Origin of the sequence: Rhizobium beringeri, assembly GCF_004306515.1 — a bacterium.
Lineage (GTDB): Bacteria > Pseudomonadota > Alphaproteobacteria > Rhizobiales > Rhizobiaceae > Rhizobium > Rhizobium beringeri.
This window is the reverse complement of the sequence record NZ_SILG01000001.1, coordinates 1,402,566-1,427,981: the sequence shown is the minus strand read 5'-3', so window position 1 is coordinate 1,427,981 and position 25,416 is coordinate 1,402,566. Positions and strand designations below refer to the sequence as shown.

Sequence of the window (25,416 nt, the reverse complement as noted above, 5' to 3'; positions counted from 1 at the left end):
GCTATCAAGCGTTGTCGCGGCGACGGTCTCTGTCGCGGTCACGATCACGGCTTGCCGGACCCTGGGCGTCACCTTCCATCGCACGGCGCTCGGAAGCCATCGGATCATGCTCAAGGATTTCGCCCTTGAAGATCCAGACCTTGATGCCGCAGATGCCGAATGCGGTTTCTGCTTCAGCCGTACCGTAGTCGATGTCGGCGCGCAGCGTGTGCAACGGCACACGACCTTCGCGGTACCATTCCGTACGGGCGATTTCAGCGCCGCCGAGACGGCCGGCGCAGGTGATCTTGATGCCTTCGGCGCCAAGACGCATCGCCGACTGAACGGCACGCTTCATGGCGCGGCGGAAAGCCACGCGACGCTCGAGCTGCTGGGCGATCGACTGAGCGACCAGCGTCGCATCGACTTCGGGCTTACGCACTTCGACGATGTTGAGGTGCGTTTCCGAATTCGTCATCTCCGACAGCTTCTTGCGAAGCTTGTCGATGTCTGCGCCCTTGCGGCCGATGATCAGGCCCGGACGTGCCGAGTGGATCGTGACGCGGCACTTCTTGTGCGGACGCTCGATGACCACCTTGGAGATCCCGGCCTGCTTCAGTTCGCTCATGACGAACTTGCGCATCTTCAGGTCTTCGTGCAGCAGCTGGCCGTACTCGGCATTGTCCGCAAACCAGCGGCTATCCCAGGTACGGTTGATGCCGAGGCGGAAACCGATTGGATTGATTTTCTGACCCATTATGCGGCCTCCTCTGCTGCCTGCACTTCACGAACGACGATCGTCAGGTGCGCGAAGGGCTTTTCAATGCGCGACGCACGACCGCGGCCACGAGCGTGGAAACGCTTCATGACGATCGACTTGCCCACATAGGCCTCGGCGACAACCAGCGAGTCGACGTCGAGATCGTGGTTGTTCTCGGCGTTGGCGATCGCAGATTCGAGCGTCTTCTTGACGGCGCCTGCGATGCGCTTGCGGGAGAACTCCAGCTCAGCGAGTGCACGCTCAACCTTCTTGCCACGGATAGCCGCAGCAACCAGGTTGAGCTTCTGGGGGCTGACGCGGAGCGTGCGGGCGACTGCTTGCGCCTCGTTGTCCTTCAGCCGGCGTTCGGCTTTTGCCTTGCCCATTGTTACTTCCTCTTCGCCTTCTTGTCCGCGCCGTGACCGTAGTAGGTGCGGGTCGGAGAGAACTCACCGAATTTGTGGCCGACCATGTCTTCATTGACGCTGACCGGGATATGCTTGCTGCCGTTGTAGACGCCGAAGGTAAGACCGACGAACTGCGGCAGGATCGTGGAGCGACGGCTCCAGATCTTGATCACTTCACTGCGACCGCCTTCACGAACCTTCTCAGCCTTCTTGAGAAGATAGCCGTCAACGAACGGACCTTTCCATACTGAACGAGCCATTGGAGACTTCCTCTCTTACTTCTTACGCTGATGACGCGAGCGCATGATCATCTTGTCGGTCGACTTGTTCGACCGGGTGCGCTTGCCCTTGGTCGGCTTGCCCCACGGTGTCACCGGATGGCGACCACCGGAGGTGCGGCCTTCACCACCGCCGTGCGGATGGTCGACCGGGTTCATGACAACACCGCGGTTATGCGGACGCTTGCCGCGCCAAACGGTACGACCTGCCTTGCCGTCGTTGATGTTGGCGTGGTCAGGGTTGGAGACGGCGCCGATCGAAGCAAGGCAGGAGCCATGAACGAGACGCTGTTCACCGGAGTTCAGGCGAAGGATCGCCATCCCCTGGTCGCGGCCGACGAGCTGTGCGTAGCCACCGGCGGAGCGAGCGATCTGACCACCCTTGCCCGGCTTCATTTCCACATTGTGGATGATGGAGCCGACCGGGATGAACTGCAGCGGCATGGTGTTGCCGGGCTTGACGTCGACAGCCTTCTCGGAAGCGATAACCTTGTCACCGGCAGCGAGGCGCTGAGGAGCGAGGATATAAGCCTTTTCGCCGTCAGCATAGTTCACCAGCGCGATGAAAGCCGTGCGGTTCGGATCGTATTCGATACGCTCGACCGTGCCTTCGATGTCGAACTTGCGACGCTTGAAGTCGATCAGACGATAGGTGCGCTTGTGACCGCCGCCGATGAAGCGGGCGGTGATGCGACCGAGGTTGTTACGACCGCCGCTCTTGGTCAGACCTTCCGTCAGCGCCTTGACCGGCTTGCCCTTGTAGAGGGCCGAGCGGTCGACGATGACCAGCTGGCGCTGGCTCGGGGTGATCGGATTGAATGTTTTCAATGCCATTTTCTTATACCTCAGAGACCGGTGGAGACGTCGATCGTCTGGCCTTCAGCCAGCGTCACAACAGCCTTCTTCACGTCCTTCTGCTTGCCGACGAAACCGCGGAACCGCTTGGTCTTGCCTTTGCGCAGCAGAGTGTTGACAGCCGTAACCTTGACGCCAAACAGCGCCTCGACCGCAGCCTTGATTTCCGGCTTCGTCGCCTGCTTGGCGACATTGAAAACAACCTGGTTGTTTTCGGATACCAGCGTGGACTTTTCGGTGATCGCCGGAGAGACGATCACATCGTAGTGGCGAAGATCGGTCACTTGAATCGCTCCTCTAGCGCTTCAACCGCAGCCTTGGAAAGCACGAGCTTGCCGCGGCGCACGATGTCGTAAACGTTGATGCCCTGGATCGGCAGAACATCGATGTTCGGGATGTTCTGAGCTGCAAGCTTGAAGTTGCCATCAAGCTCTGCGCCGCCGATGAAGAGGGCGTTGGTCAGGCCGAGCGTCTCGAAAACGGACGCGAGCGACTTGGTCTTGGCTTCAGCGGCAACCAGGTTGTCGATGACGATGACGTCATCGGCCTTGATCTTGGCCGAAAGGGCGTGGCGAAGGCCAAGTGCACGAACCTTCTTCGGAAGATCGTGCTCGTGGCTGCGGACGACCGGGCCGTGAGCCTTGCCGCCGCCGCGGAACTGCGGAGCGCGAGCCGAATGGTGGCGGGCGCGGCCCGTACCCTTCTGCTTGTACATCTTGGCACCGGTGCGCGAAACTTCAGCGCGGCCCTTAGCCTTGTGCGTCCCCTGCTGCTTCTTGGCAAGCTGCCAGCGGATGACGCGGGCGAGAATGTCTTCACGGGGCTCGAGGCCGAAAATCGCGTCCGAAAGGGAAACCTTCCCGGCGTCTTTTCCCTCGAGGGTCTTGACGTTGAATTCCATTGATCTGGCTCCCTTACTTCGCGGCCGACTTGACGGCGTCGCGCACGATGATCCAAGCACCCTTGGAACCAGGAACAGCACCCTTGATCAGGATCAGACCACGATCTTCGTCGGTCGAAACCACTTCCAGGTTCTGCGTCGTGACGCGCGTCTGGCCCATGTGACCAGCCATCTTCTTGTTCTTGAAAACCTTGCCCGGATCCTGGCGCGAGCCGGTCGAACCGTGCGAGCGGTGCGAAACCGACACACCGTGCGTGGCACGCAGACCGCCGAAACCGTGGCGCTTCATGGCGCCGGCAAAACCTTTACCGATCGTCGTGCCCGTCACGTCGACCAGCTGGCCAGCTGCGAAGTGGCCCGCCTTGATCTCCGTGCCGATCTCCAGCAGGTTGTCTTCCGAAACGCGGAATTCCGTGACCTTGGCCTTCGGCTCGACGTTGGCAATGGCAAAGTTGCCGCGCATCGCCTTCGACGTGTTTTTTACCTTCGCCTGGCCGGCACCGAGCTGAACTGCGGTATAGCCATTCTTTTCGACAGTGCGCGTGGCAACGACCTGGACGGCCTCCATGCGCAGTACCGTTACCGGGACATGCTCGCCGGCGTCGTTATAGACGCGGGTCATTCCCACCTTCTGTGCAATCACACCTGAACGCATCGGTTCAATCCTTCTCACTCAGCCCGAAGACCCGAGGTCTCAGAGCTTGATCTCAACATCGACACCGGCGGCGAGATCGAGCTTCATCAGCGCGTCTACCGTCTGCGGGGTCGGGTCAACGATATCGAGAAGGCGCTTATGCGTGCGCATCTCGAACTGTTCGCGGCTCTTCTTGTCGATATGCGGGGACCGGTTGACCGTAAACTTCTCGATGCGGGTCGGAAGCGGAACGGGGCCCCGGACGCTTGCACCGGTGCGCTTAGCCGTCGATACGATCTCACGCGTGGAGGCGTCGAGAATCCGGTGATCGAACGCCTTCAGGCGGATGCGGATATTCTGGCCGTTCATTCGACTTTATCCTTGTGTCTGTTATCCGCGTGTCACCATTCAGGGACACGACTTACCTTCAGTTACGTTAGCGGGCCACCGGTTTCAAAGATCGAGAGGGACACCGAGATCGATGTCCCTATCCTTTCCTTGGGCCTGTGGCCCAGCCGCTAATTACTCGACGATGCTCGCGACGATACCGGCGCCGACGGTGCGGCCGCCTTCGCGGATGGCGAAACGCAGCTTTTCTTCCATCGCGATCGGAACGATCAGCTCGACCGATACCGTGACGTTGTCGCCCGGCATAACCATCTCCGTGCCTTCCGGCAGCGTCACAATGCCCGTCACGTCGGTCGTGCGGAAGTAGAACTGCGGACGGTAGTTGGTGAAGAACGGCGTATGACGGCCACCCTCTTCCTTCGTCAGGATGTAGGCTTCAGCCATGAACTTCTTGTGCGGCTTGACCGAACCCGGCTTGCACAGAATCTGGCCACGCTCAACGCCGTCACGGGTGACGCCGCGGATCAGCGCACCGATGTTGTCGCCAGCCTGGCCCTGATCGAGCAGCTTGCGGAACATTTCAACGCCGGTCACCGTCGTCTTCGTCGTCGGACGGATGCCGACGATCTCGACTTCTTCGCCAACCTTGACAATGCCACGCTCGACGCGGCCGGTCACAACCGTGCCGCGGCCCGAGATCGAGAACACGTCTTCGATCGGCAGCAGGAACGGCAGGTTGATCGGACGCTCAGGCGTCGGGATATAGGCGTCGACAGCAGCCATCAGCTCGCGGATAGAATCCTCGCCGATCTTCTTGTCCGAATCTTCGAGAGCAGCAAGCGCCGAACCCTTGATGATCGGAATGTCGTCGCCCGGAAAGTCGTAGGACGACAGCAGTTCGCGAACTTCGAGCTCGACCAGTTCGAGAAGCTCGGCGTCGTCAACCTGGTCGACCTTGTTCAGGAACACCACGATCGCCGGAACGCCGACCTGGCGGGCCAGCAGGATGTGTTCGCGCGTCTGCGGCATCGGGCCGTCAGCGGCCGAGCACACCAGGATCGCGCCGTCCATCTGGGCAGCACCGGTGATCATGTTCTTGACGTAGTCGGCGTGGCCGGGGCAGTCAACGTGCGCGTAGTGGCGGGCCGGCGTCTCATACTCAACGTGCGCCGTCGAGATGGTGATGCCACGGGCCTTTTCTTCCGGAGCCGCGTCGATCTGATCGTACGCCTTGTACTCACCGAAGTACTTCGTGATCGCTGCCGTCAGAGACGTCTTGCCGTGGTCAACGTGGCCAATCGTGCCAATGTTGACGTGCGGCTTGTTGCGCTCAAACTTACTCTTTCCCATTTTCGGGTCTCCATTTTGCTAGTCCCCGAAGGGATCTAATTCTTGTTATCGGTCAATTGGTATTCCGGTCACTTCTGACCGGAATACTTTGCCTGGATTTCAGTTGCGACGTTCGACGGGACCGGCGAATAGTGATCGAAGGTCATCGTGTACTGGGCGCGGCCCTGGGACATGGAGCGCAGGTTGTCGACGTACTTGAACATGTTCGCGAGCGGGACGTTCGCGTTGATGACGACGGCGATACCGCGGCTTTCCTGGCCCTGGATCTGACCGCGACGGGAGTTCAGGTCGCCGATAACGTCGCCGACATAATCTTCCGGGGTGACGACTTCGACCTTCATCATCGGCTCGAGCAGCTGAGCGCCGGCCTTCTTGGCTGCTTCACGGAAGCAGGCACGCGATGCGATTTCGAAGGCGAGAACCGAGGAGTCGACGTCGTGGAAGGCGCCATCGATGAGGGTCGCCTTGACGCCGAGCATCGGGAAGCCTGCGAGCGGACCCGAAGACAGAACGCTTTCGATGCCCTTCTGGACGCCGGGGATGTATTCCTTCGGTACGGAACCGCCGACGATCTTCGATTCGAACTTGAATTCGTCGCCTTCCGGGTTCGGTTCGAAGACGATCTTGACGCGCGCGAACTGGCCGGTACCACCGGACTGCTTCTTGTGCGTGTAGTCTTCTTCATGCGTCCGGGTGATGGTTTCGCGGTAGGCAACCTGCGGCGCGCCGACAGTTGCTTCGACCTTGAATTCACGACGCATGCGGTCGACGATGATGTCGAGATGCAGTTCGCCCATGCCGGCGATGATGGTCTGGCCGGATTCCTGGTCGGTCTTGACGCGGAAGGACGGATCTTCAGCAGCCAGGCGGTTGAGCGCGAGGCCCATCTTTTCCTGGTCGCCCTTGGTCTTCGGCTCGATGGCGATCTGGATGACCGGCTCCGGGAATTCCATGCGCTCGAGGATAACCGGCTTCAGCGGATCGCAGAGCGTGTCGCCCGTCGTGGTTTCCTTGAGGCCGGCGAGAGCGACGATGTCGCCTGCGAAGGCTTCTTCGATGTCTTCACGCGAGTTGGAGTGCATCTGCAGCATACGGCCGACGCGCTCGCGCTTATCCTTGACCGTGTTGATGACCGACGCACCCTTTTCGAGCTTGCCAGAGTAGATGCGGGCGAAGGTCAGCGAACCGACGAAGGGGTCGTTCATGATCTTGAAGGCGAGCATGGAAAGCGGCTCGCTGTCGTCGGCATGACGCTCGATTTCGGCTTCCGTCTTGAAGTCGATGCCCTTGATCGCCGGGATGTCCATCGGCGACGGCAAGTAGTCAACAACGGCGTCGAGCAGCGGCTGCACGCCCTTGTTCTTGAAGGCAGTGCCGCAGAACATCGGGTGGAACTTGACGTCGATCGTGCCGCGGCGAACCAGCGCACGGATCTGATCGTTATCGGGCAGAATGCCTTCGAGGTAAGCTTCGGTGGCGGCTTCGTCGATGTCGACGACCGTCTCGATCAGCTTTTCGCGATATTCTTCAGCCTTGGCCTTCATGTCCTCGGGGATCTCGACGACATCCCACTGGGCGCCGAGCGACTCGTCGCGCCAGATGAGTGCGTTCATCTCGACCAGGTCGATGACGCCCTTGAATTCGGTTTCTGCACCGATCGGCAGCTGCATGACGACAGCCGTTGCACCGAGACGGGTCTTGATCATCTCGACGGAGCGGTAGAAGTCCGCACCGGTCTTGTCCATCTTGTTGCAGAAGATCATCCGCGGGACATTGTACTTTTCGGCCTGGCGCCAGACGGTCTCCGTCTGCGGCTCAACACCGGCGTTGGCGTCGAGCAGCGCGATGGCGCCGTCAAGAACGCGCAGCGAACGCTCGACTTCAATGGTGAAGTCGACGTGGCCTGGAGTGTCGATGATGTTGAAGCGGCGCATTTTGCCGTCACGGCCCTTCCAATAGGTCGTGGTGGCAGCAGAGGTGATCGTGATGCCACGCTCCTGCTCCTGCTCCATCCAGTCCATGGTGGCTGCGCCGTCGTGGACTTCGCCGATCTTGTGCGACTTGCCGGTGTAATAAAGAATACGCTCGGTGGTCGTGGTCTTGCCGGCGTCGATATGCGCCATGATACCGAAATTACGGTAGTCTTCGATCTTATATTCGCGAGCCATTGTGGACTGCCTTTCGATACCGTTCGGAATTACCAGCGATAGTGCGAGAACGCGCGGTTGGCGTCAGCCATCTTGTGCGTGTCTTCGCGCTTCTTGACGGCGGAGCCGCGGTTGTTGGACGCATCGAGCAGTTCGCCGGAAAGGCGGTCAACCATAGTCGTTTCATTGCGCTTGCGGGCAGCAGCGATCAGCCAGCGAATAGCAAGAGCCTGGCGGCGCTCCGGACGAACATCGACGGGGACCTGATAGGTCGCACCACCGACACGACGCGAGCGAACTTCAACGTGCGGGGCAATGTTCTCAAGCGCCGAATGGAAAACCGTGAGCGGCTCCTGCTTGGACTTGCCGTGGACAACGTCGAACGCACCGTAGACGATGTTTTCAGCGACGGACTTCTTGCCGTCGAGCATGATGGCATTCATGAACTTGGTGACGACGAGATCGCCGAACTTCGGGTCCGGATTGATCTCGCGCTTTTCTGCTTTATGACGTCTGGACATAGTTTTGTCTCTTCAACCGTTAAGGCGCTTCATGACGCGGAGGACCTCGCGCAGCGCCGGATTATTCAAAAACCGAATTACTTCGGACGCTTCGCACCGTACTTGGAGCGGCGCTGCTTGCGGTTCTTGACACCCTGGGTATCGAGAACGCCGCGGATGATGTGATAACGGACACCCGGAAGGTCCTTAACGCGGCCGCCACGGATCATGACGACAGAGTGTTCCTGAAGGTTGTGACCTTCGCCGGGGATGTAACCAATGACTTCGAAGCCGTTGGTCAGGCGGATCTTTGCGACCTTACGCAGAGCCGAGTTCGGCTTCTTCGGCGTCGTCGTGTAGACGCGCGTGCAAACGCCGCGCTTCTGCGGGTTCTCCTGGAGTGCGGGAACCTTGTTACGCTTTACGTTCGCCTGGCGAGGCTTGCGGATCAGCTGGTTTACGGTAGGCATTCAACCATCCCTTACGTTTTATCTCAGTACCCTTGCGGGCTTGAACTCGCGCCGTCTCCGGCAGTGACGCACTTTCCGTCAATGCGCAAAATATGGCCCGATCCGCTTCCGCAGATGGACCACAAGGAGCAGAGGACGCAAAAATATGCGTCGTGCGTGCAGCATCATGACTTCAACGTGCGTTTAGAACCTTGTTTGAGGTGAACTTCAGGGCGCGTCGCCCCGAACAGCCAAGCCTCACATGGGATCTGATGGCCGGGGTACTACTGGTTTCCACCCGTCTCGTCAAGGCCGGTTAAGAAATAAACTCGCCGTATCGCCTTGATATGGCGACCGAACGCCCTGTTTCATCCTTCTAGACGAATTCACGGCTATGCACCAAGATAAAAACTTGGGCATTGCAGCAAAAGCAGTTAAGGAATCAGCAATTGCGGCGTTCGGCCCTCACAGCAGGATTCGAGCGACCGAATCGTCAAAGAGCCGAAGGACAGGCGATGATCACGACACCTGATAACGACAATAATTTCGACGGCCCGATGATCTTCATCATCATCGGCAAGGGCTACGAGTCCGACGCCAGCGAAGGCATCGACCTGCATATCATGCTGAAGGCGCCTGACGACGACACCGCCGTACGCGAAGCCTTGAACGCCCTCGCCGAGGAAGGCTTCATCGAGGCCGATCTCGACCAGATCGGCATGCTGACCGAGGTCCCGGCCGAAGAGCCGCACGCATCTGCCTATCAGGGCGCCGTCGAAGGCGAAGTCGCGATCATCCGGTTCAACTGAAGGGAGCCGCCGCTGACGCTGTCAAGGCAGCCTAAACGGAAGCAGCGCCTCCCTCCCCGCCAGACCAATCAGAACAGATAAAACAAAAACCGCCCGGATCGCTCCGGGCGGTTTTTCAATTCGTCGACTTCAGCCGCGGATTATTCCGCAGCCGGAGCCTTTTCGGCCATGTCCTGCAGCATCGGCGTGGCAACGGCTGCGCCGGAGCCCTTGCGGCGCTCTTCGAGGATCATCTCGTCGCGCGACGTAGCGATGCGGCGGATCTGGGTCATGGTGCCGCCAGTACCGGCCGGGATGAGGCGACCGACGATGACATTTTCCTTCAGACCCTGCAGGCCGTCGGTCTTGCCGGCGATTGCAGCTTCCGTCAGCACCTTGGTCGTTTCCTGGAAGGACGCGGCCGAGATGAAGGACGGGGTCTGCAGCGACGCCTTGGTGATACCGAGAAGAACCGGATCGCCGTAGGCTGGCTTCTTGCCCTGCTCGATCAGGTGATCGTTGACGTCTTCGAGCTCGATCCGGTCGACATTGTCGCCGACGATATAGGTCGAGTCGCCTGCATCGGTGATTTCCACCTTCTGCAGCATCTGACGGACAATCACCTCGATGTGCTTGTCGTTGATGACGACGCCCTGCAGGCGGTAGACTTCCTGGATCTCGTTGACGAGGTAGGAGGCTAGAGCCTCCACGCCCTTGATCGCCAGGATGTCGTGCGGAGCCGGATTACCGTCGAGGATGTAGTCACCCTTTTCGATATAGTCGCCTTCCTGAAGGTGGAAGGGCTTGCCCTTCGGGATCAGGTATTCGACAGGCTCGACACCGTCTTCCGCCGGCTCGATGATGACGCGACGCTTGTTCTTGTAGTCGCGGCCGAGGCGGATCGTACCATCGATCTCTGCGATGATGGCGTGGTCCTTCGGACGGCGGGCTTCGAACAGCTCGGCAACACGCGGCAGACCGCCGGTGATGTCCTTGGTCTTGGCGCTTTCGAGCGGCGAACGGGCGAGAACGTCACCCTGGGAGACCTTCGTGCCCGGCTCGACCGACAGGATCGCATCGACCGAGAGAAAGAAGCGGGCGTCACCACCACGGGACAGCTTCGCGATATTGCCGCTGGCATCCTTGATGACGATCGCTGGCTTGAGGTCTGAGCCGCGCGGGGTCGAACGCCAGTCGATGACCTGACGCTTGGTGATGCCGGTCGATTCGTCGGTCGCTTCCAGAACGGAGAGACCGTCGACCAGATCTTCAAACTGAACGGTACCGGCCACTTCCGTCATCATTGGACGGGTGTAGGGGTCCCACTCTGCCAGGCGCTGGCCGCGCTTGACCTTGTCGCCTTCGTCGACATGCAGCTTCGAACCGTATGCCACCCGCTGCGACGACCGCTCGACACCACGTTCGTCCAAGATCTGAACGGTCATGTTGCGGCCCATGGCAACGAGGTTGCCATCGGAGTTGCGCAGGATGTTGCGGTTCTTGATCTGCACCGTACCTTCGTACGAGGCTTCGAGGAACGACTGGTCGACCACGGTTGCCGTACCGCCAAGGTGGAAGGTACGCATGGTGAGCTGGGTGCCCGGCTCGCCGATCGACTGAGCAGCGATGACGCCGACGGCTTCGCCCATATTGACCGGCGTACCGCGCGCGAGGTCGCGGCCGTAGCAGACCGAGCAGACGCCCGTCTGGATTTCGCAGGTCAGTGCCGAGCGGATGCGGATCGACTGGATGCCGGCCTTCTCGATTTCGACGACGTCGGGCTCGAGGATCATCCTGCCGGCATCGACGATGCGCTCACCCGTGACCGGATGATCGATGTCGTCGAGCGCCGTGCGGCCGAGGATACGGGCGCCGATCGAGGCAACCACCTGGCCGGCATCGACGATGGCGGTCATGGTGAGGCCCGTCTGCGTTCCGCAATCGACATGCGTGACGATGCAATCCTGCGCGACGTCGACGAGACGGCGGGTCAGGTAGCCGGAGTTGGCGGTCTTCAAGGCGGTGTCTGCCAGACCCTTACGGGCGCCGTGCGTCGAGTTGAAGTACTCGTTGACGGTCAGGCCTTCCTTGAAGTTCGAGATGATCGGGGTCTCGATGATTTCGCCCGACGGCTTGGCCATGAGGCCACGCATGCCGCCCAGCTGGCGCATCTGGTTCGGAGAACCGCGGGCACCGGAGTGGCTCATCATGTAGATCGAGTTCATCGGCTTCTGGCGACCGGTCTTCTCATCGAATTCGACCGCCTTGATGCGCGCCATCATCTCTTCGGCGACCTTTTCGGTCGCCTTGCCCCAGGCGTCGACAACCTTGTTGTACTTCTCGCCCTGGGTGATGAGGCCGTCATTGTACTGCTGCTCGTATTCCTTCACCAGATTTTCGGTGTCGGCAACGATCTTGGCCTTGGCATCCGGAATGACCATGTCGTCCTTGCCGAACGAAATGCCGGCGCGGCAGGCATGGGCGAAGCCGAGCTGCATGATGCGGTCGCAGAAAATGACCGTGTCCTTCTGGCCGCAATGGCGATAGACCGTGTCGATCATCTTCGAGATGTTCTTCTTGGTCATTTCCTGGTTGCAGATATCGAAGGGCACCTTGCCGTTCTTCGGCAACAGTTCACCGATTAGCAGACGGCCAGGCGTCGTCTCATAGATCTTCGAGTAAGGCTTGCCATCCTCGTCGACCGACTTGAAGCGGCCGCGGATCTTGGTGTGCAGCGTCACGACCTTGCTTTCGAGAGCGTGATGCAGCTCGCCGAGATCGGAGAAGGCCATGCCTTCGCCCGGCTCGTTCTGGTTGAGGATCGACAGATAGTAGAGGCCGAGAACCATGTCCTGCGAGGGAACGATGATCGGCGCGCCGTTGGCCGGGTGCAGGATGTTGTTGGTCGACATCATCAGCACGCGGGCTTCGAGCTGGGCTTCGAGCGACAGCGGCACGTGAACGGCCATCTGGTCACCGTCGAAGTCGGCGTTGAAGGCCGTGCAGACGAGCGGATGCAGCTGGATCGCCTTGCCTTCGACCAGGATAGGTTCGAAGGCCTGGATGCCCAGGCGGTGCAGCGTCGGTGCGCGGTTCAACAGAACCGGATGCTCGCGAATGACCTCGTCGAGGATATCCCAGACCTCAGGCTTTTCCTTTTCGACCAACTTCTTGGCCTGCTTGACGGTCGAGGAGTAACCCTTGGCGTCGAGGCGGGCATAGATGAACGGCTTGAAAAGCTCGAGCGCCATCTTCTTCGGCAGGCCGCACTGATGCAACTTCAGTTCCGGACCGGTGACGATGACCGAACGGCCGGAATAGTCGACGCGCTTGCCGAGCAGGTTCTGGCGGAAGCGGCCCTGCTTGCCCTTCAGCATGTCGGAGAGCGACTTCAGCGGACGCTTGTTGGCGCCGGTGATGACTCGGCCGCGACGGCCGTTGTCGAACAGCGCGTCAACGGATTCCTGCAGCATGCGCTTTTCGTTGCGGATGATGATGCCAGGCGCACGAAGCTCGATCAGGCGCTTCAGACGGTTGTTACGGTTGATGACGCGGCGGTAGAGATCGTTCAGATCCGACGTCGCGAAACGGCCGCCGTCGAGCGGAACCAGCGGACGCAAGTCCGGCGGGATGACCGGAACGACCTTCATGATCATCCATTCCGGACGGTTGCCCGACTCCATGAAGTTCTCGACGATCTTCAGGCGCTTCATCAGCTTCTTCTGCTTGAGATCCGACGTAGTGTCGGCAAGCTCGGCGCGCAGGTCGCCAGCGATCTTCTCGAGGTTCATCGAGGCCAGCATCTCGTAGATCGCCTCGGCGCCGATCATCGCGGTGAACTGGTCTTCGCCGTATTCGTCGACGGCGAGCATGTACTCTTCTTCCGAGAGGAGCTGGTGCTCCTTCAGGGCGGTCAGGCCCGGCTCGGTGACGATGTAGTTTTCGAAGTAGAGGACGCGCTCGACATCCTTCAGCGTCATGTCGAGCAGCGTCGAAATGCGGCTCGGCAGCGACTTCAGGAACCAGATGTGGGCAACGGGAGCGGCGAGCTCGATATGGCCCATGCGCTCACGGCGAACGCGCGACAGCGTGACTTCGACGCCGCACTTTTCGCAGATGATGCCCTTGTACTTCATGCGCTTGTACTTGCCGCACAGGCATTCGTAGTCCTTGATCGGCCCGAAGATGCGCGCACAGAACAGACCGTCGCGTTCCGGCTTGAACGTACGGTAGTTGATGGTTTCCGGCTTCTTGATCTCACCGTAAGACCAGGAGAGGATCTTCTCCGGAGACGCGATCGAAATCCGAATAGAATCGAAATTCTGTGCAGGCACCTGCGGATTGAAAAGATTCATGACCTCTTGGTTCATGCCTGTCTCCTTCATGGGCTAAACGCCCTTAAAATGCGATGGTCGGCGGCAAATTCCCGGGAGCCGCCTCCCTCGCTTAAACGAGAATAACCGCTAGATGCGGCGAAACTTCCCTTCCGGGCCGACACGGATACGGCGCCCGGCGGGACCGGCGTGCGCCGCATTGGCAGCGCACGCCCTATCAAGTGCTTACTCGGCCGCGTCGGGCAGCTGAGCTGCCTGCGCCTCGTCAAGCTTGGTGTTCTCGAGCTCGACGCTGAGGCCCAGCGAGCGCATTTCCTTGACGAGAACGTTGAAGCTTTCCGGAATACCGGCTTCGAACGTGTCGTCTCCGCGGACAATGGCTTCGTAGACCTTGGTGCGGCCGGCGACGTCGTCCGACTTCACCGTCAGCATTTCCTGCAGCGTGTAGGCCGCGCCGTATGCTTCGAGCGCCCAGACTTCCATTTCGCCGAAGCGCTGACCGCCGAACTGCGCCTTGCCGCCCAGCGGCTGCTGGGTCACGAGCGAGTAAGGACCGATCGAACGAGCATGGATCTTATCGTCGACCAAGTGGTTGAGCTTCAGCATGTAGATGTAGCCCACGGTCACCTGGCGGTCGAACTGCTCGCCGGTACGGCCGTCATAGAGCGTCGACTGACCGCTATCCTTGAGACCCGCCAGACGCAGCATGTCGTTGACGTCGGCTTCGTTCGCGCCGTCGAAAACAGGCGTCGCAATCGAAACGCCGCGCTTCCACTGGTCGGCGAGACGCAGAACCGAGTCATCGTCGAACTCATGGACCTGTTCGGCCTTCGGGCCGGTACCGACGACATCGCCGATGGTCTTGCGCAGCGGCTCAATGTTGCCATTGGCCTTGTATGCATCGATCAGTTCGCCGATCTGGCGACCCATGCCGGCGCAAGCCCAACCCAGATGCGTTTCGAGGATCTGACCGACGTTCATGCGCGAAGGCACGCCGAGCGGGTTCAGAACGACGTCGACATGCGTGCCGTCTTCGAGGAACGGCATGTCTTCCACCGGCACAATGCGCGAGACGACGCCCTTGTTCCCGTGACGGCCGGCCATCTTGTCGCCCGGCTGGATCTTGCGCTTTACGGCGACGAAGACCTTGACCATCTTCATGACGCCAGGAGGCATTTCATCGCCGCGCTGGACCTTTTCGACCTTGTCCATGAAGCGCTGTTCAAGGCGCGACTTGGATTCGTCGTACTGACCGCGGAGCGCTTCGAGCTCGCTCTGGACCTTTTCATCTTCGACCGCGAACATCCACCACTGCGAGCGGGGGTATTCGGAGACGACGGCGTTCGAAAGCTCACTGCCCTTCTTGAAGCCCTTCGGACCGGCAATAGAAGCCTGGCCGCGCAGCATCTCGATCAGACGGCCGTAGACGTTACGGTCGAGGATCGCCTGCTCGTCGTCACGGTCCTTTGCCAGACGCTCGATTTCCTCGCGCTCGATCGCCATTGCGCGCTCGTCCTTTTCAACGCCGTGGCGGTTGAAGACGCGAACTTCGACGATCGTGCCATAGGTGCCGGGCGGCATGCGCATCGAGGTATCACGCACGTCGGAGGCCTTTTCGCCGAAGATGGCGCGCAGAAGCTTTTCTTCCGGCGTCATCGGGCTTTCGCCCTTCGGTGTGATCTTGCCGACGAGGATATCGCCCGGCTGAACTTCGGCGCCGATATAGACGATGCCGGCTTCGTCGAGGTTCTTCAGCGCTTCTTCCGAAACGTTCGGAATATCGCGGGTGATTTCCTCAGGACCAAGCTTGGTGTCGCGCGCCATCACTTCGAATTCCTCGATGTGGATGGAGGTGAACACGTCGTCGGCAACGATACGCTCGGAGAGCAGGATCGAGTCTTCGTAGTTGTAGCCGTTCCAAGGCATGAACGCGACGAGCGCGTTGCGGCCGAGCGCCAGGTCGCCGAGATCGGTCGACGGGCCGTCGGCGAGGATGTCGCCGCGGTTGACCTCGTCACCGACGGTGACCAGCGGGCGCTGGTTGACGCAGGTGTTCTGGTTCGAACGCTGGAACTTCTGCAGGCGGTAGATATCGACGCCGGATTTGCCGGCTTCGAGGTCTTCCGTGGCGCGGATAACGATACGCGTCGCGTCGACCTGGTCAACCACGCCGCCGCGACGGGCGCCGATGGCGGCGCCGGAGTCACGGGCGACGACCGGCTCCATGCCGGTACCGACGAACGGAGCTTCGGCACGCAGCAGCGGCACTGCCTGACGCTGCATGTTCGAGCCCATGAGCGCGCGGTTGGCGTCGTCGTTTTCCAGGAACGGGATGAGAGCGGCTGCGACCGAAACGACCTGCTTCGGCGAGACGTCCATCAGGTTCATGCTGTCGCGCGGGGCGAGCATAACTTCACCGGCATGACGGCAGACGACGAATTCGTCGACGAAGGAACCGTCAGCGTTCATCTCGGCGTTGGCCTGGGCGACGTAGTACTTCGCCTCTTCCATGGCGGAGAGGTAGAGCACGTCGTTCGTCACCTTGCCGTCGACGATGCGGCGGTACGGGCTTTCGATGAAGCCGTACTTGTTGACGCGGGCAAAGGTCGCAAGCGAGTTGATGAGACCGATGTTCGGGCCTTCCGGCGTTTCAATCGGGCAGATGCGGCCATAGTGGGTCGGATGCACGTCGCGGACTTCGAAGCCGGCGCGCTCACGGGTCAGACCGCCCGGGCCAAGAGCCGAAAGACGGCGCTTGTGGGTGATTTCCGAGAGCGGGTTGACCTGGTCCATGAACTGCGAGAGCTGCGAGGAACCGAAGAATTCGCGAACGGCAGCGGCGGCCGGCTTGGCGTTGATCAGGTCCTGCGGCATGACCGTGTCGATCTCGATCGAGGACATGCGTTCCTTGATCGCGCGCTCCATGCGCAGCAGGCCGAGACGGTACTGGTTTTCCATCAGCTCGCCGACCGAACGGACGCGGCGGTTGCCGAGGTTGTCGATGTCGTCGATCTCGCCCTTGCCATCGCGCAATTCGACCAGCATCCTGACCACGGCCAGAATGTCGTCCTTGCGCAGGATGCGGACGGTGTCTTCGACGGTCAGGTCGAGGCGCATGTTCATCTTGACGCGGCCGACGGCGGAGAGGTCGTAACGCTCCGCATCGAAGAACAGCGAGTTGAACATGGCTTCGGCCGATTCCATGGTCGGCGGCTCACCCGGACGCATGACACGGTAGATGTCGAACAGAGCGTCCTGACGGTTCTCGTTCTTGTCGGCTGTCAGCGTGTTGCGGATATAGGCGCCGACATTGATGTGATCGATGCCGAGAACCGGGATCTCGTCGAAACCGTTCGCCAGGATGATGCCAAGCGTCTTCTCGTCGATTTCGTCGCCGGCCTCGAGGTAGATCTCACCCGTCGAGTAGTTGACGATGTCGCCGGCAAGGTAATTGCCGTAAAGATCGTCGTCGGCGGCCTTGAGTGCCTTCAGGCCCTTGTCGGAAAGCTGGCGCAGCAGGCGCGGAGTCAGCTTCTTGCCGGCTTCGACGACGACTTCGCCGGTATCGGCGTCGACCATCTCGGTGATCGCTTTGGCACCCTTCAGCGTTTCCGGCTTGAAGGGAATGCGCCAGCCTTCGCCGTCGCGCTTGTAGAGCGACTTCGTGTAGAAGGTGTCGAGGATTTCCTCGCCGTCCATGCCGAGCGCCATCAGCAGCGACGTCACAGGGATCTTGCGGCGGCGGTCGATACGGGCGTAGACGATGTCCTTGGCGTCAAATTCGATATCGAGCCAGGAACCGCGATAGGGGATGACGCGCGCAGCAAAGAGCAGCTTGCCGGAAGAATGGCTCTTGCCCTTGTCATGGTCGAAGAAGACGCCCGGCGAACGGTGCATCTGGGAGACGATCACGCGCTCGGTGCCGTTGACAATGAACGTGCCGTTGTTGGTCATGAGCGGCATGTCGCCCATGTAAACGGACTGTTCCTTGATGTCCTTGATCGACTTCGCGCCGGTATCCTCGTCGATATCGAACACGATGAGGCGCAGCGTCACCTTCAGCGGCGCGGCATAGGTCAGGTCGCGCTGACGGCATTCGTCAACGTCGAACTTCGGCGGTTCGAACTCGTAGGACACGAATTCCAGCATCGATGCGCCGGAGAAATCGGTGATCGGGAAAACCGACTTGAAAACGGCCTGAAGACCTTCGTCGGGTCGGCCGCCCTTCGGCTCTTCAACCATTAGAAACTGGTCGTAGGACGCCTTCTGAACCTCGATGAGGTTCGGCATTTCTGCGACTTCGGGGATCTTACCAAAAAACTTGCGTACGCGCCTGCGACCGTTGAACGAAAGGGTCTGAGCCATCGTCGCTCCTTCAAAATCTTGCACCCGGGCCTGCAACGGACGGGAACCGATGGCCAGTCGATCCCGTCAATCAATGAGTAGTTCAATCTCGTCCGACTCCAGAAAACGCTCAGCTCGGATTGCTGTGCTGCCCTCGGTGCGAGACCATCCTTTTGAAGAACCCATTACCCAAAAGCCGTTTCGACGCGGCTTTTGGGTAATTCGTTCAGAAAAACGGCAAATGGGAGGCAGTAGAAATACTGCCTCCCAAAAGCAGTTTAAGATTACTTGACGTCGGCCTTGGCGCCAGCGTCTTCAAGCTTCTTCTTGATGTCAGCGGCTTCAGCCTTGTTGACGCCTTCCTTGACAGCCTTCGGAGCGGCTTCAACGAGATCCTTGGCTTCCTTGAGGCCGAGACCAGTGATGGCGCGGACTTCCTTGATGACGTTGATCTTGTTGGCACCAGCTTCGACGAGGATGACGTCGAATTCGGTCTTTTCTTCTTCAACGACAGCAGCAGCGGCACCACCGGCAGCGGCAGCAACAGCTACCGGAGCAGCAGCGGAAACGCCCCACTTTTCTTCAAGAAGCTTCGACAGTTCTGCAGCTTCCAGAACGGTCAGCGAGGAGAGGTCGTCAACGATCTTTGCGAGATCAGCCATTTTACTAGTTCCTTTTGTTCGGTTCGAACCGGTTGATTATAAACAGCGAAAAACCGCCTTACGCGGCTTCGTCCTTCTTGGCGTAGGCCGCAAACACGCGGGCAAGCTGGCTTGCCGGTGCTGCAACAACCCCAGCGATGCGGGTAGCCGGTGTCTGGATCATGCCCAGCAGCTTCGCACGCAACTCATCGAGCGAAGGCAGGGTCGCAAGCGACTTGACTGCATCGGCGTTGAGCGTGGTTGTTCCCATGGCGCCGCCCAGAACAATGATCTTGTCATTGGTCTTGGCGAAATCCATGACGACTTTCGGAGCGGTGATCGGATCGGTGCTGTATGCAATCAGCGTCTGACCCTTGAAGAGATTGGACATCCCTTCCGCTTCCGTACCCTGAAGGGCGATCTTGGCCAGGCGGTTCTTCGCGACTTTGACGGTGCCGCCAGCTGCGCGCATCTTCGAACGAAAATCGTTCATTTGCGCGACTGTAGCACCAGCATAGTGGGCCACGACAACTGAGCCCGAAGCCTTGAAGACTTCGTTCAGTTCCGTGACGAATTCGCGTTTTTCCGCTCTTTCCACTGCCTATCTCCAGTTGGCGGGACCAAAAACGGGCCCGCCGGTTGCCTTTTGCCTCCTGGGATCATGCGAGATCCCAAGCGACGCTTGAGGATCCTGTCCCCCCGCGCTCTCGCGCCAATCAAGGCTAAAGAGGCACAAGGCATCCAAGGCTCGAACCGAGTTCCTAGAAGCGAACTTCATGCAATTCGGGTCTTACCCGTCTCATGCAGGCAAAGTGATTAAGGGAAAACCACCTGCAATCTCGGACAGGATTCCGGATTTCTCCGGAATATTCCGGCCCCTTGCGAGGCCGGAAATTCAGTCGCCGGACTTAAAGCCCGGCAATAAACTTATGCAGCCGGCGCACCGGTGACCGAGCCGGGCTCGATCTTGACGCCCGGACCCATGGTCGAGGAAATCGCCACGCGCTTGACGTAGTTGCCCTTGGCGCCCGCCGGCTTCGCCTTGATGACGGCGTCAGCAAAGGCGCGGATGTTTTCTTCCAGAGCCTTGGCGTCGAAAGAGGCCTTGCCGATGCCAGCATGGACGATGCCAGCCTTCTCGACGCGGAACTCGACAGCGCCGCCCTTGGAAGCCTTGACAGCTCCGGCGACGTCCATGGTGACGGTGCCTACCTTCGGGTTCGGCATCATGCCGCGAGGGCCGAGAACCTTACCGAGACGGCCGACGAGCGGCATCATGTCCGGGGTGGCGATGCAGCGATCGAATTCGATCTTGCCGCCCTGGACGATTTCGACGAGCTCTTCGGCGCCGACGATATCGGCACCGGCAGCCTTGGCTTCGTCAGCCTTGGCGCCACGAGCAAAGACGGCAACGCGAACCGTACGGCCGGTGCCGTTCGGCAGGTTAACGACGCCGCGAACCATCTGGTCCGCATGGCGCGGGTCAACGCCGAGGTTCATCGAGACTTCGATGGTTTCGTCGAACTTGGCGACAGCCCGTTCCTTGACCATGCCGATGGCCAGAGTCAGAGCGTAGAGCTTGGTGGGATCAACACCTTCGTTGATCTTCTGCGTGCGCTTACCAGCCATGATCTTAACCCACCACTTCCAGGCCCATGGCGCGGGCAGAGCCCTCGATCATCGCCATTGCACCTTCGATATCCGCTGCGTTCAGATCCTTCATCTTGGCTTCTGCGATCGACTTGATCTGAGCCTTGGTGAGGGAGCCGGCCTTGGCGCCCTTGCCGGGCGTCTTGGAACCGGATGTGATCTTCGCTTCCTTCTTCAGCCAGTAGCTGACCGGCGGCTGCTTCATCGCGAAGGTGAAGGACTTGTCCTGGTAATAGGTAATGACGACCGGGATCGGCATGCCCTTTTCCATTTCCTGCGTGGCGGCATTGAACGCCTTGCAGAATTCCATGATGTTAATGCCACGCTGACCAAGCGCCGGACCAATCGGCGGGGACGGGTTTGCCGATCCTGCCTTGACCTGAAGCTTGAGCTGGCCTGCAACTTTCTTAGCCATATCTCTCTGCCTTTCATGAACGGCCGGTCGCCCGGCCCGTGATGCCGGATCTCTCCGGCGGCTGCGGTTGCGTGGTGCGGATCATTAGGGTCCGGCTAAGACCCCCTCACCTTCCACGCGGGTGCGGACAACGTCCGCAGGAAACAGGCCGCAAGGGCCAGCCTCCAGTTTCTGCAATCAGACCTTCTCGACCTGAGCGTATTCCAGCTCGACCGGCGTTGCGCGGCCGAAGATCGACACTTCCACCTTCAGGCGCGAACGCTCTTCGTCCACATCCTGAACCGTGCCATTGAACGACGCGAATGGGCCGTCGGAAACGCGGACCTGCTCGCCGATCTCGAAGGTAATGGATGCCTTCGGCCGCTCGACACCTTCCTGGACCTGACCGAGAATGCGCTCGGCTTCATAATCCGGAATCGGAACGGGCTTATTGTCAGAGCCGAGGAAACCTGTGACCTTCGGCGTATTCTTGATCAGGTGGTAAGCTTCGTCCGTCAGATTGGCACGAACCATGACATAGCCCGGGAAGAACTTGCGCTCGGAATCGACCTTGCGGCCGCGACGCACTTCCACCACCTTTTCGGTCGGCACGAGGATCTTCTCGAACAGGTGCTCAAGCCCCTTCTGGCGAGCCTTGTTCTCGATATCTTCAGCCACCTTCTTTTCAAAATTAGAATATGCGTGGACGATGTACCAACGTGCCGCCATTTTCATCTCCACCCGTATCAGTTGCCGGTATTCAGCACGAAGCTCAGAGCCCAGCCGATCAGCTGGTCAGCGGCAAAGAAAAACAGCGCGGCGAAAACCACCATCACCAGCACCATGACCGTCGAGATCATGGTCTCGCGGCGCGATGGCCATGTAACTTTAGACGTCTCGGAGCGAACCTGCTGCAGAAACGCAAACGGATTGGATTTGGATGCCATCGACTGCCCACGCAATTACGGCGCGTAAAGCTGAAACTATCAGCCCCACGCACCGCGTGTCTGTTGAACCCTAAATAAACACCGATTTCCGAATACACAAGGGGGAAACCGAAGTTTAACGAAATTAGTTACCACCAATCAATCCCCGGCCGGAAATGCCGCGAGCATATCCGCGCTGTCCCGCATCAAGGAAAATGGCAGGGGCAGTAGGGCTCGAACCTACGACCTGCGGTTTTGGAGACCGCCGCTCTACCAACTGAGCTATACCCCTTCATACCGATCATTCAGCGCCTGAGCCAAGGCCCGCAAATCGCTGCTGAAAAGCATGGCGCTCCCTTTAAGACGACGACACGGGATTGGCAAGCACGATTTTCGATTTTCAAAGCCATTCTCCTGATATGCGAAGATCGGCTTTTCAATCGCGTGGCCAAGATCCGTTCAGACCTTCACATATTTCCGCCAATCGTGCTCTTCCCTGAAGCCCAGCACCTCGCGGATCTTGCGGTTGGAGAGCAGGCTCTCATATTCGCCGATCTCGCGGGTGAAAGGCACGTTCGGAAAGAATCGCTTCGCAAGCTCCTTCGATGGCGTATTGGCCGAGACAGTGTCATTAGCGGCATTGAAGACCTGATAGCCGAGGCCGTCCTTCTCGATGCAGAGATGGCAGATCTGCCCGAGGTCGCGGGCGTCGATATAGCTCCAGGCGATGCGCTTACGCATCTCGGGATTGGCGAAATAGGTCGGAAACCTCTCGTATTCGTGCGGCTCAATGACATTGCCTATGCGCAGCGCATAGATGTCGAAGCCGGAACGCTCGGCAAAGGCGCGCGCCGTCTTTTCGTTGACCACCTTGGAAAGGCCGTAGGAATCCATCGGATTGACGTCGTAGTCCTCCTCCAGCGGGAACTGGTGGAAATCGCGATGGCCTTCGGCGAAGCAGACGCCGTAGGTCGTCTCGCTCGATGCGACGATGATCTTCCTGATGCCGAGCTTCACCGCCGCCTCGATGACATTATAGGTGCCCATCGTGTTGATGCGGAAGGTTTCGTTATCAGGCTTGATCAGGATGCGCGGGATGGCGGCGAAATGTACGACGGCGTCGAAGGGCTGCACGCCCCTGCCCGCATCGAGATCGGGAAAATCGCGATGCATCGAAAGCGCGTTGAACACCTGACCGCTATCGGTGATGTCGGCGATGAGATTGGTGACACCGGGGCTATCCAGCGGCACAAGATCGAGGTTGTGAACCTCGTAGCCGGCATTGACGAGCCATGGCACAGCATGGCGACCTGCCTTGCCCGAACCGCCCGTGAACAGAATACGTCTCTTCATGGAATATCCTCCGCGTCATGAAATCGGAGGCATAGATAGACGCTTCCGCGCGAAGAGCAAGCGAGCGTCATGCAAGGGTTCACCCCCGCGTCGCCAGGAGCATCCTATCCGGGAGCACCTGGCCGATCATTTCCGATCATCGCAGAACCCTGCGATATTCGGCAAAGGTCGTCACTTGACGACACTTACCTCGCCAATCTGCACGACGGCAGACTGAACAACTTCTTGCGGTATTGCAGCGATGAAAAACATCGTGAAAACATACATCGCGAATATCGTCGCAGCGAATGTGGCCTTTGGAATCATCCGGGCTCTCCTCTTTGCAAGAAGGAGTCTGGACTACAATGGTCCAATCACAAACCGGTTTCTGAACGTGAGATGAACAAAATACTGTGACAGGCCAATTTAACGGTATTTTTACAACACCTGTTAAACCTACAGGAAGCCATCAAAATGAAAAACCCCGCTGTTTCCAGCGGGGTCTTCATAATTGCGGATAACTCGAAAGTTACTCGACGATCGACGCGACGATGCCGGCGCCGACGGTGCGGCCGCCTTCGCGGATGGCGAAACGCAGCTTTTCTTCCATCGCGATCGGAACGATCAGCTCGACCGATACCGTGACGTTGTCGCCCGGCATAACCATCTCCGTGCCTTCCGGCAGCGTCACAATGCCCGTCACGTCGGTCGTGCGGAAGTAGAACTGCGGACGGTAGTTGGTGAAGAACGGCGTATGACGGCCACCCTCTTCCTTCGTCAGGATGTAGGCTTCAGCCATGAACTTCTTGTGCGGCTTGACCGAACCCGGCTTGCACAGAATCTGGCCACGCTCAACGCCGTCACGGGTGACGCCGCGGATCAGCGCACCGATGTTGTCGCCAGCCTGGCCCTGATCGAGCAGCTTGCGGAACATTTCAACGCCGGTCACCGTCGTCTTCGTCGTCGGACGGATGCCGACGATCTCGACTTCTTCGCCAACCTTGACAATGCCACGCTCGACGCGGCCGGTCACAACCGTGCCGCGGCCCGAGATCGAGAACACGTCTTCGATCGGCAGCAGGAACGGCAGGTTGATCGGACGCTCAGGCGTCGGGATATAGGCGTCGACAGCAGCCATCAGCTCGCGGATAGAATCCTCGCCGATCTTCTTGTCCGAATCTTCGAGAGCAGCAAGCGCCGAACCCTTGATGATCGGAATGTCGTCGCCCGGAAAGTCGTAGGACGACAGCAGTTCGCGAACTTCGAGCTCGACCAGTTCGAGAAGCTCGGCGTCGTCAACCTGGTCGACCTTGTTCAGGAACACCACGATCGCCGGAACGCCGACCTGGCGGGCCAGCAGGATGTGTTCGCGCGTCTGCGGCATCGGGCCGTCAGCGGCCGAGCACACCAGGATCGCGCCGTCCATCTGGGCAGCACCGGTGATCATGTTCTTGACGTAGTCGGCGTGGCCGGGGCAGTCAACGTGCGCGTAGTGGCGGGCCGGCGTCTCATACTCAACGTGCGCCGTCGAGATGGTGATGCCACGGGCCTTTTCTTCCGGAGCCGCGTCGATCTGATCGTACGCCTTGTACTCACCGAAGTACTTCGTGATCGCTGCCGTCAGAGACGTCTTGCCGTGGTCAACGTGGCCAATCGTGCCAATGTTGACGTGCGGCTTGTTGCGCTCAAACTTACTCTTTCCCATTTGAATGCTTCCTGTGAACGAAAATGGTGGCCCCGGCGAACCGGTTTAGTGCCGCCGTTTAAGGCTTTCGGCGACATTGCGCAAGACTTAATTGCAGACGCCAAACTTGGCCTGACAGCGCATATGGGAGACAATTCGCCGCCTGCAAGGCGATTCGCCAAAGCCCCCTCGAAAATCGCTGAAATCTTAGAGAAAATCGCATGGACCGCCTGAGACGCGCCATAGACGTTCGGCGTCGAGCGCCCTTCCCTGCCAGCCAATAACCGCAATCGTCCGCTTCTGCGCCCGCGCCGGAGACATCTCGGGATAACCGCTGGAGCGGTAGTATGAAGTAGCTTAACGGAAACTGGAGCGGGTAGCGGGAATCGAACCCGCGTATTCAGCTTGGAAGGCTGCTGCTCTACCATTGAGCTATACCCGCGGGGTGGTCCGATCCGATGACGAATGGTGGAGAGAGTTGGATTTGAACCAACGTAGGCTGAGCCAACGGATTTACAGTCCGTCCCCTTTAACCACTCGGGCATCTCTCCAGTTTTCGTCCGGATCGCAAGACCAAGTTCGTCAGACTTCGAAGCGTTGCCGCCCGTCGTCTGCGCCGCGTATATGACCGGAGCATTTCAGTCTGTCAACACGATGACAACGGAAAAAACACGAAAAATTTCATTCGCCACCGAAAGCCGGCATATGAAAGAAA

Annotated in this window: 24 protein-coding genes and 3 tRNA genes; 1 reads left to right on the top strand and 26 read right to left on the bottom strand. The window is 59.4% G+C overall.

Annotated elements, in window-relative coordinates; all coding sequences use genetic code 11:
- Positions 1–4: 4 nt before the first annotated feature.
- The 12 genes from rpsC to rpsL all read right to left on the bottom strand — a co-directional run bounded on the left by rpsC (position 5) and on the right by rpsL (position 8,629).
- Complete coding sequence (rpsC, locus tag ELH03_RS07280; protein WP_003547554.1) at positions 5–736, bottom strand: 30S ribosomal protein S3; 732 nt, start codon at positions 734–736, stop codon at positions 5–7.
- Positions 736–1,125: a 50S ribosomal protein L22 gene (gene rplV, locus ELH03_RS07275; RefSeq protein ID WP_003547553.1), complete on the bottom strand. Its 390-nt coding sequence runs from the start codon at positions 1,123–1,125 to the stop codon at positions 736–738. Before rplV ends, rpsC begins: the two co-directional genes overlap by 1 nt.
- A 2-nt stretch (positions 1,126–1,127) precedes the next feature.
- Positions 1,128–1,406, bottom strand: coding sequence for a 30S ribosomal protein S19 (gene rpsS, locus ELH03_RS07270; protein WP_003547552.1), 279 nt, complete (start codon positions 1,404–1,406; stop codon positions 1,128–1,130).
- Between the two features lie 15 nt (positions 1,407–1,421).
- Complete coding sequence (gene rplB, locus ELH03_RS07265; RefSeq protein ID WP_018241641.1) at positions 1,422–2,258, bottom strand: 50S ribosomal protein L2; 837 nt, start codon at positions 2,256–2,258, stop codon at positions 1,422–1,424.
- An 11-nt stretch (positions 2,259–2,269) separates the two neighbouring features.
- Positions 2,270–2,563, bottom strand: a complete 294-nt coding sequence (locus ELH03_RS07260; RefSeq protein WP_003547550.1) for a 50S ribosomal protein L23 — start codon at positions 2,561–2,563, stop codon at positions 2,270–2,272.
- A complete protein-coding gene (rplD, locus tag ELH03_RS07255; RefSeq protein WP_003547549.1) occupies positions 2,560–3,180 on the bottom strand; it encodes a 50S ribosomal protein L4 in 621 nt (206 codons plus the stop codon). The genes ELH03_RS07260 and rplD overlap by 4 nt, the downstream gene beginning before the upstream one ends.
- 13 nt (positions 3,181–3,193) lie before the next feature.
- On the bottom strand, positions 3,194–3,835 hold the full coding sequence (gene rplC, locus ELH03_RS07250) for a 50S ribosomal protein L3 (RefSeq protein ID WP_003558542.1): 642 nt from the start codon (positions 3,833–3,835) through the stop codon (positions 3,194–3,196).
- A 39-nt stretch (positions 3,836–3,874) separates the two neighbouring features.
- A complete protein-coding gene (gene rpsJ / locus ELH03_RS07245; protein ID WP_003547547.1) occupies positions 3,875–4,183 on the bottom strand; it encodes a 30S ribosomal protein S10 in 309 nt (102 codons plus the stop codon).
- A 153-nt stretch (positions 4,184–4,336) separates the two neighbouring features.
- Positions 4,337–5,512 (bottom strand): elongation factor Tu, encoded by a 1,176-nt coding sequence (gene tuf, locus ELH03_RS07240; protein WP_027685040.1) that lies wholly within the window; start codon positions 5,510–5,512, stop codon positions 4,337–4,339.
- A gap of 68 nt (positions 5,513–5,580) precedes the next feature.
- Positions 5,581–7,680, bottom strand: coding sequence for an elongation factor G (gene fusA / locus ELH03_RS07235; protein ID WP_018068032.1), 2,100 nt, complete (start codon positions 7,678–7,680; stop codon positions 5,581–5,583).
- 29 nt (positions 7,681–7,709) lie between these two features.
- Positions 7,710–8,180: a 30S ribosomal protein S7 gene (rpsG, locus tag ELH03_RS07230; protein ID WP_003547538.1), complete on the bottom strand. Its 471-nt coding sequence runs from the start codon at positions 8,178–8,180 to the stop codon at positions 7,710–7,712.
- A 77-nt stretch (positions 8,181–8,257) separates the two neighbouring features.
- Positions 8,258–8,629, bottom strand: coding sequence for a 30S ribosomal protein S12 (gene rpsL, locus ELH03_RS07225; protein ID WP_003547537.1), 372 nt, complete (start codon positions 8,627–8,629; stop codon positions 8,258–8,260).
- Between the two features lie 494 nt (positions 8,630–9,123).
- Here rpsL and ELH03_RS07220 point away from each other — a divergent pair, with 494 nt between their 5' ends.
- Positions 9,124–9,417: a hypothetical protein gene (locus ELH03_RS07220; protein ID WP_003547528.1), complete on the top strand. Its 294-nt coding sequence runs from the start codon at positions 9,124–9,126 to the stop codon at positions 9,415–9,417.
- A gap of 140 nt (positions 9,418–9,557) precedes the next feature.
- Here ELH03_RS07220 and rpoC read toward each other — a convergent pair whose 3' ends face one another.
- The 14 genes from rpoC to ELH03_RS07155 form a co-directional block, all read right to left on the bottom strand.
- Positions 9,558–13,766 (bottom strand): DNA-directed RNA polymerase subunit beta', encoded by a 4,209-nt coding sequence (gene rpoC, locus ELH03_RS07215; RefSeq protein WP_128402187.1) that lies wholly within the window; start codon positions 13,764–13,766, stop codon positions 9,558–9,560.
- 189 nt (positions 13,767–13,955) lie between these two features.
- Positions 13,956–18,095, bottom strand: coding sequence for a DNA-directed RNA polymerase subunit beta (gene rpoB / locus ELH03_RS07210; protein ID WP_128402188.1), 4,140 nt, complete (start codon positions 18,093–18,095; stop codon positions 13,956–13,958).
- 263 nt (positions 18,096–18,358) lie between these two features.
- A complete protein-coding gene (rplL, locus tag ELH03_RS07205; protein WP_003547523.1) occupies positions 18,359–18,736 on the bottom strand; it encodes a 50S ribosomal protein L7/L12 in 378 nt (125 codons plus the stop codon).
- Between the two features lie 58 nt (positions 18,737–18,794).
- Entirely contained in the window at positions 18,795–19,313 is a 519-nt protein-coding gene (gene rplJ, locus ELH03_RS07200; RefSeq protein ID WP_003547522.1) for a 50S ribosomal protein L10, read from the bottom strand.
- Between the two features lie 329 nt (positions 19,314–19,642).
- On the bottom strand, positions 19,643–20,344 hold the full coding sequence (gene rplA / locus ELH03_RS07195; RefSeq protein ID WP_012757015.1) for a 50S ribosomal protein L1: 702 nt from the start codon (positions 20,342–20,344) through the stop codon (positions 19,643–19,645).
- 4 nt (positions 20,345–20,348) lie between these two features.
- Entirely contained in the window at positions 20,349–20,780 is a 432-nt protein-coding gene (gene rplK / locus ELH03_RS07190) for a 50S ribosomal protein L11 (RefSeq protein WP_003547518.1), read from the bottom strand.
- A gap of 177 nt (positions 20,781–20,957) precedes the next feature.
- On the bottom strand, positions 20,958–21,488 hold the full coding sequence (gene nusG, locus ELH03_RS07185) for a transcription termination/antitermination protein NusG (protein ID WP_003547516.1): 531 nt from the start codon (positions 21,486–21,488) through the stop codon (positions 20,958–20,960).
- Positions 21,489–21,505: 17 nt separating this feature from the next.
- The gene (gene secE / locus ELH03_RS07180) at positions 21,506–21,706 is read right to left on the bottom strand and encodes a preprotein translocase subunit SecE (protein ID WP_003547514.1); all 201 of its coding nucleotides are present in this window, start codon (positions 21,704–21,706) and stop codon (positions 21,506–21,508) included.
- 195 nt (positions 21,707–21,901) lie between these two features.
- Positions 21,902–21,977: transfer RNA gene (locus ELH03_RS07175), tRNA-Trp, on the bottom strand.
- A 167-nt stretch (positions 21,978–22,144) separates the two neighbouring features.
- Positions 22,145–23,038 carry an NAD-dependent epimerase/dehydratase family protein gene (locus ELH03_RS07170; RefSeq protein ID WP_128402189.1) on the bottom strand — a complete coding sequence of 298 codons (894 nt, stop codon included), beginning with the start codon at positions 23,036–23,038 and terminating at the stop codon, positions 22,145–22,147.
- Positions 23,039–23,209: 171 nt separating this feature from the next.
- Complete coding sequence (locus ELH03_RS38480; RefSeq protein WP_003547509.1) at positions 23,210–23,344, bottom strand: hypothetical protein; 135 nt, start codon at positions 23,342–23,344, stop codon at positions 23,210–23,212.
- 202 nt (positions 23,345–23,546) lie between these two features.
- A complete protein-coding gene (gene tuf / locus ELH03_RS07165) occupies positions 23,547–24,722 on the bottom strand; it encodes an elongation factor Tu (RefSeq protein WP_027685040.1) in 1,176 nt (391 codons plus the stop codon).
- A gap of 347 nt (positions 24,723–25,069) precedes the next feature.
- A tRNA-Gly gene (locus ELH03_RS07160) sits at positions 25,070–25,143 on the bottom strand.
- Positions 25,144–25,167: 24 nt separating this feature from the next.
- Positions 25,168–25,252, bottom strand: a tRNA-Tyr gene (locus ELH03_RS07155).
- Positions 25,253–25,416 lie beyond the last annotated feature (164 nt).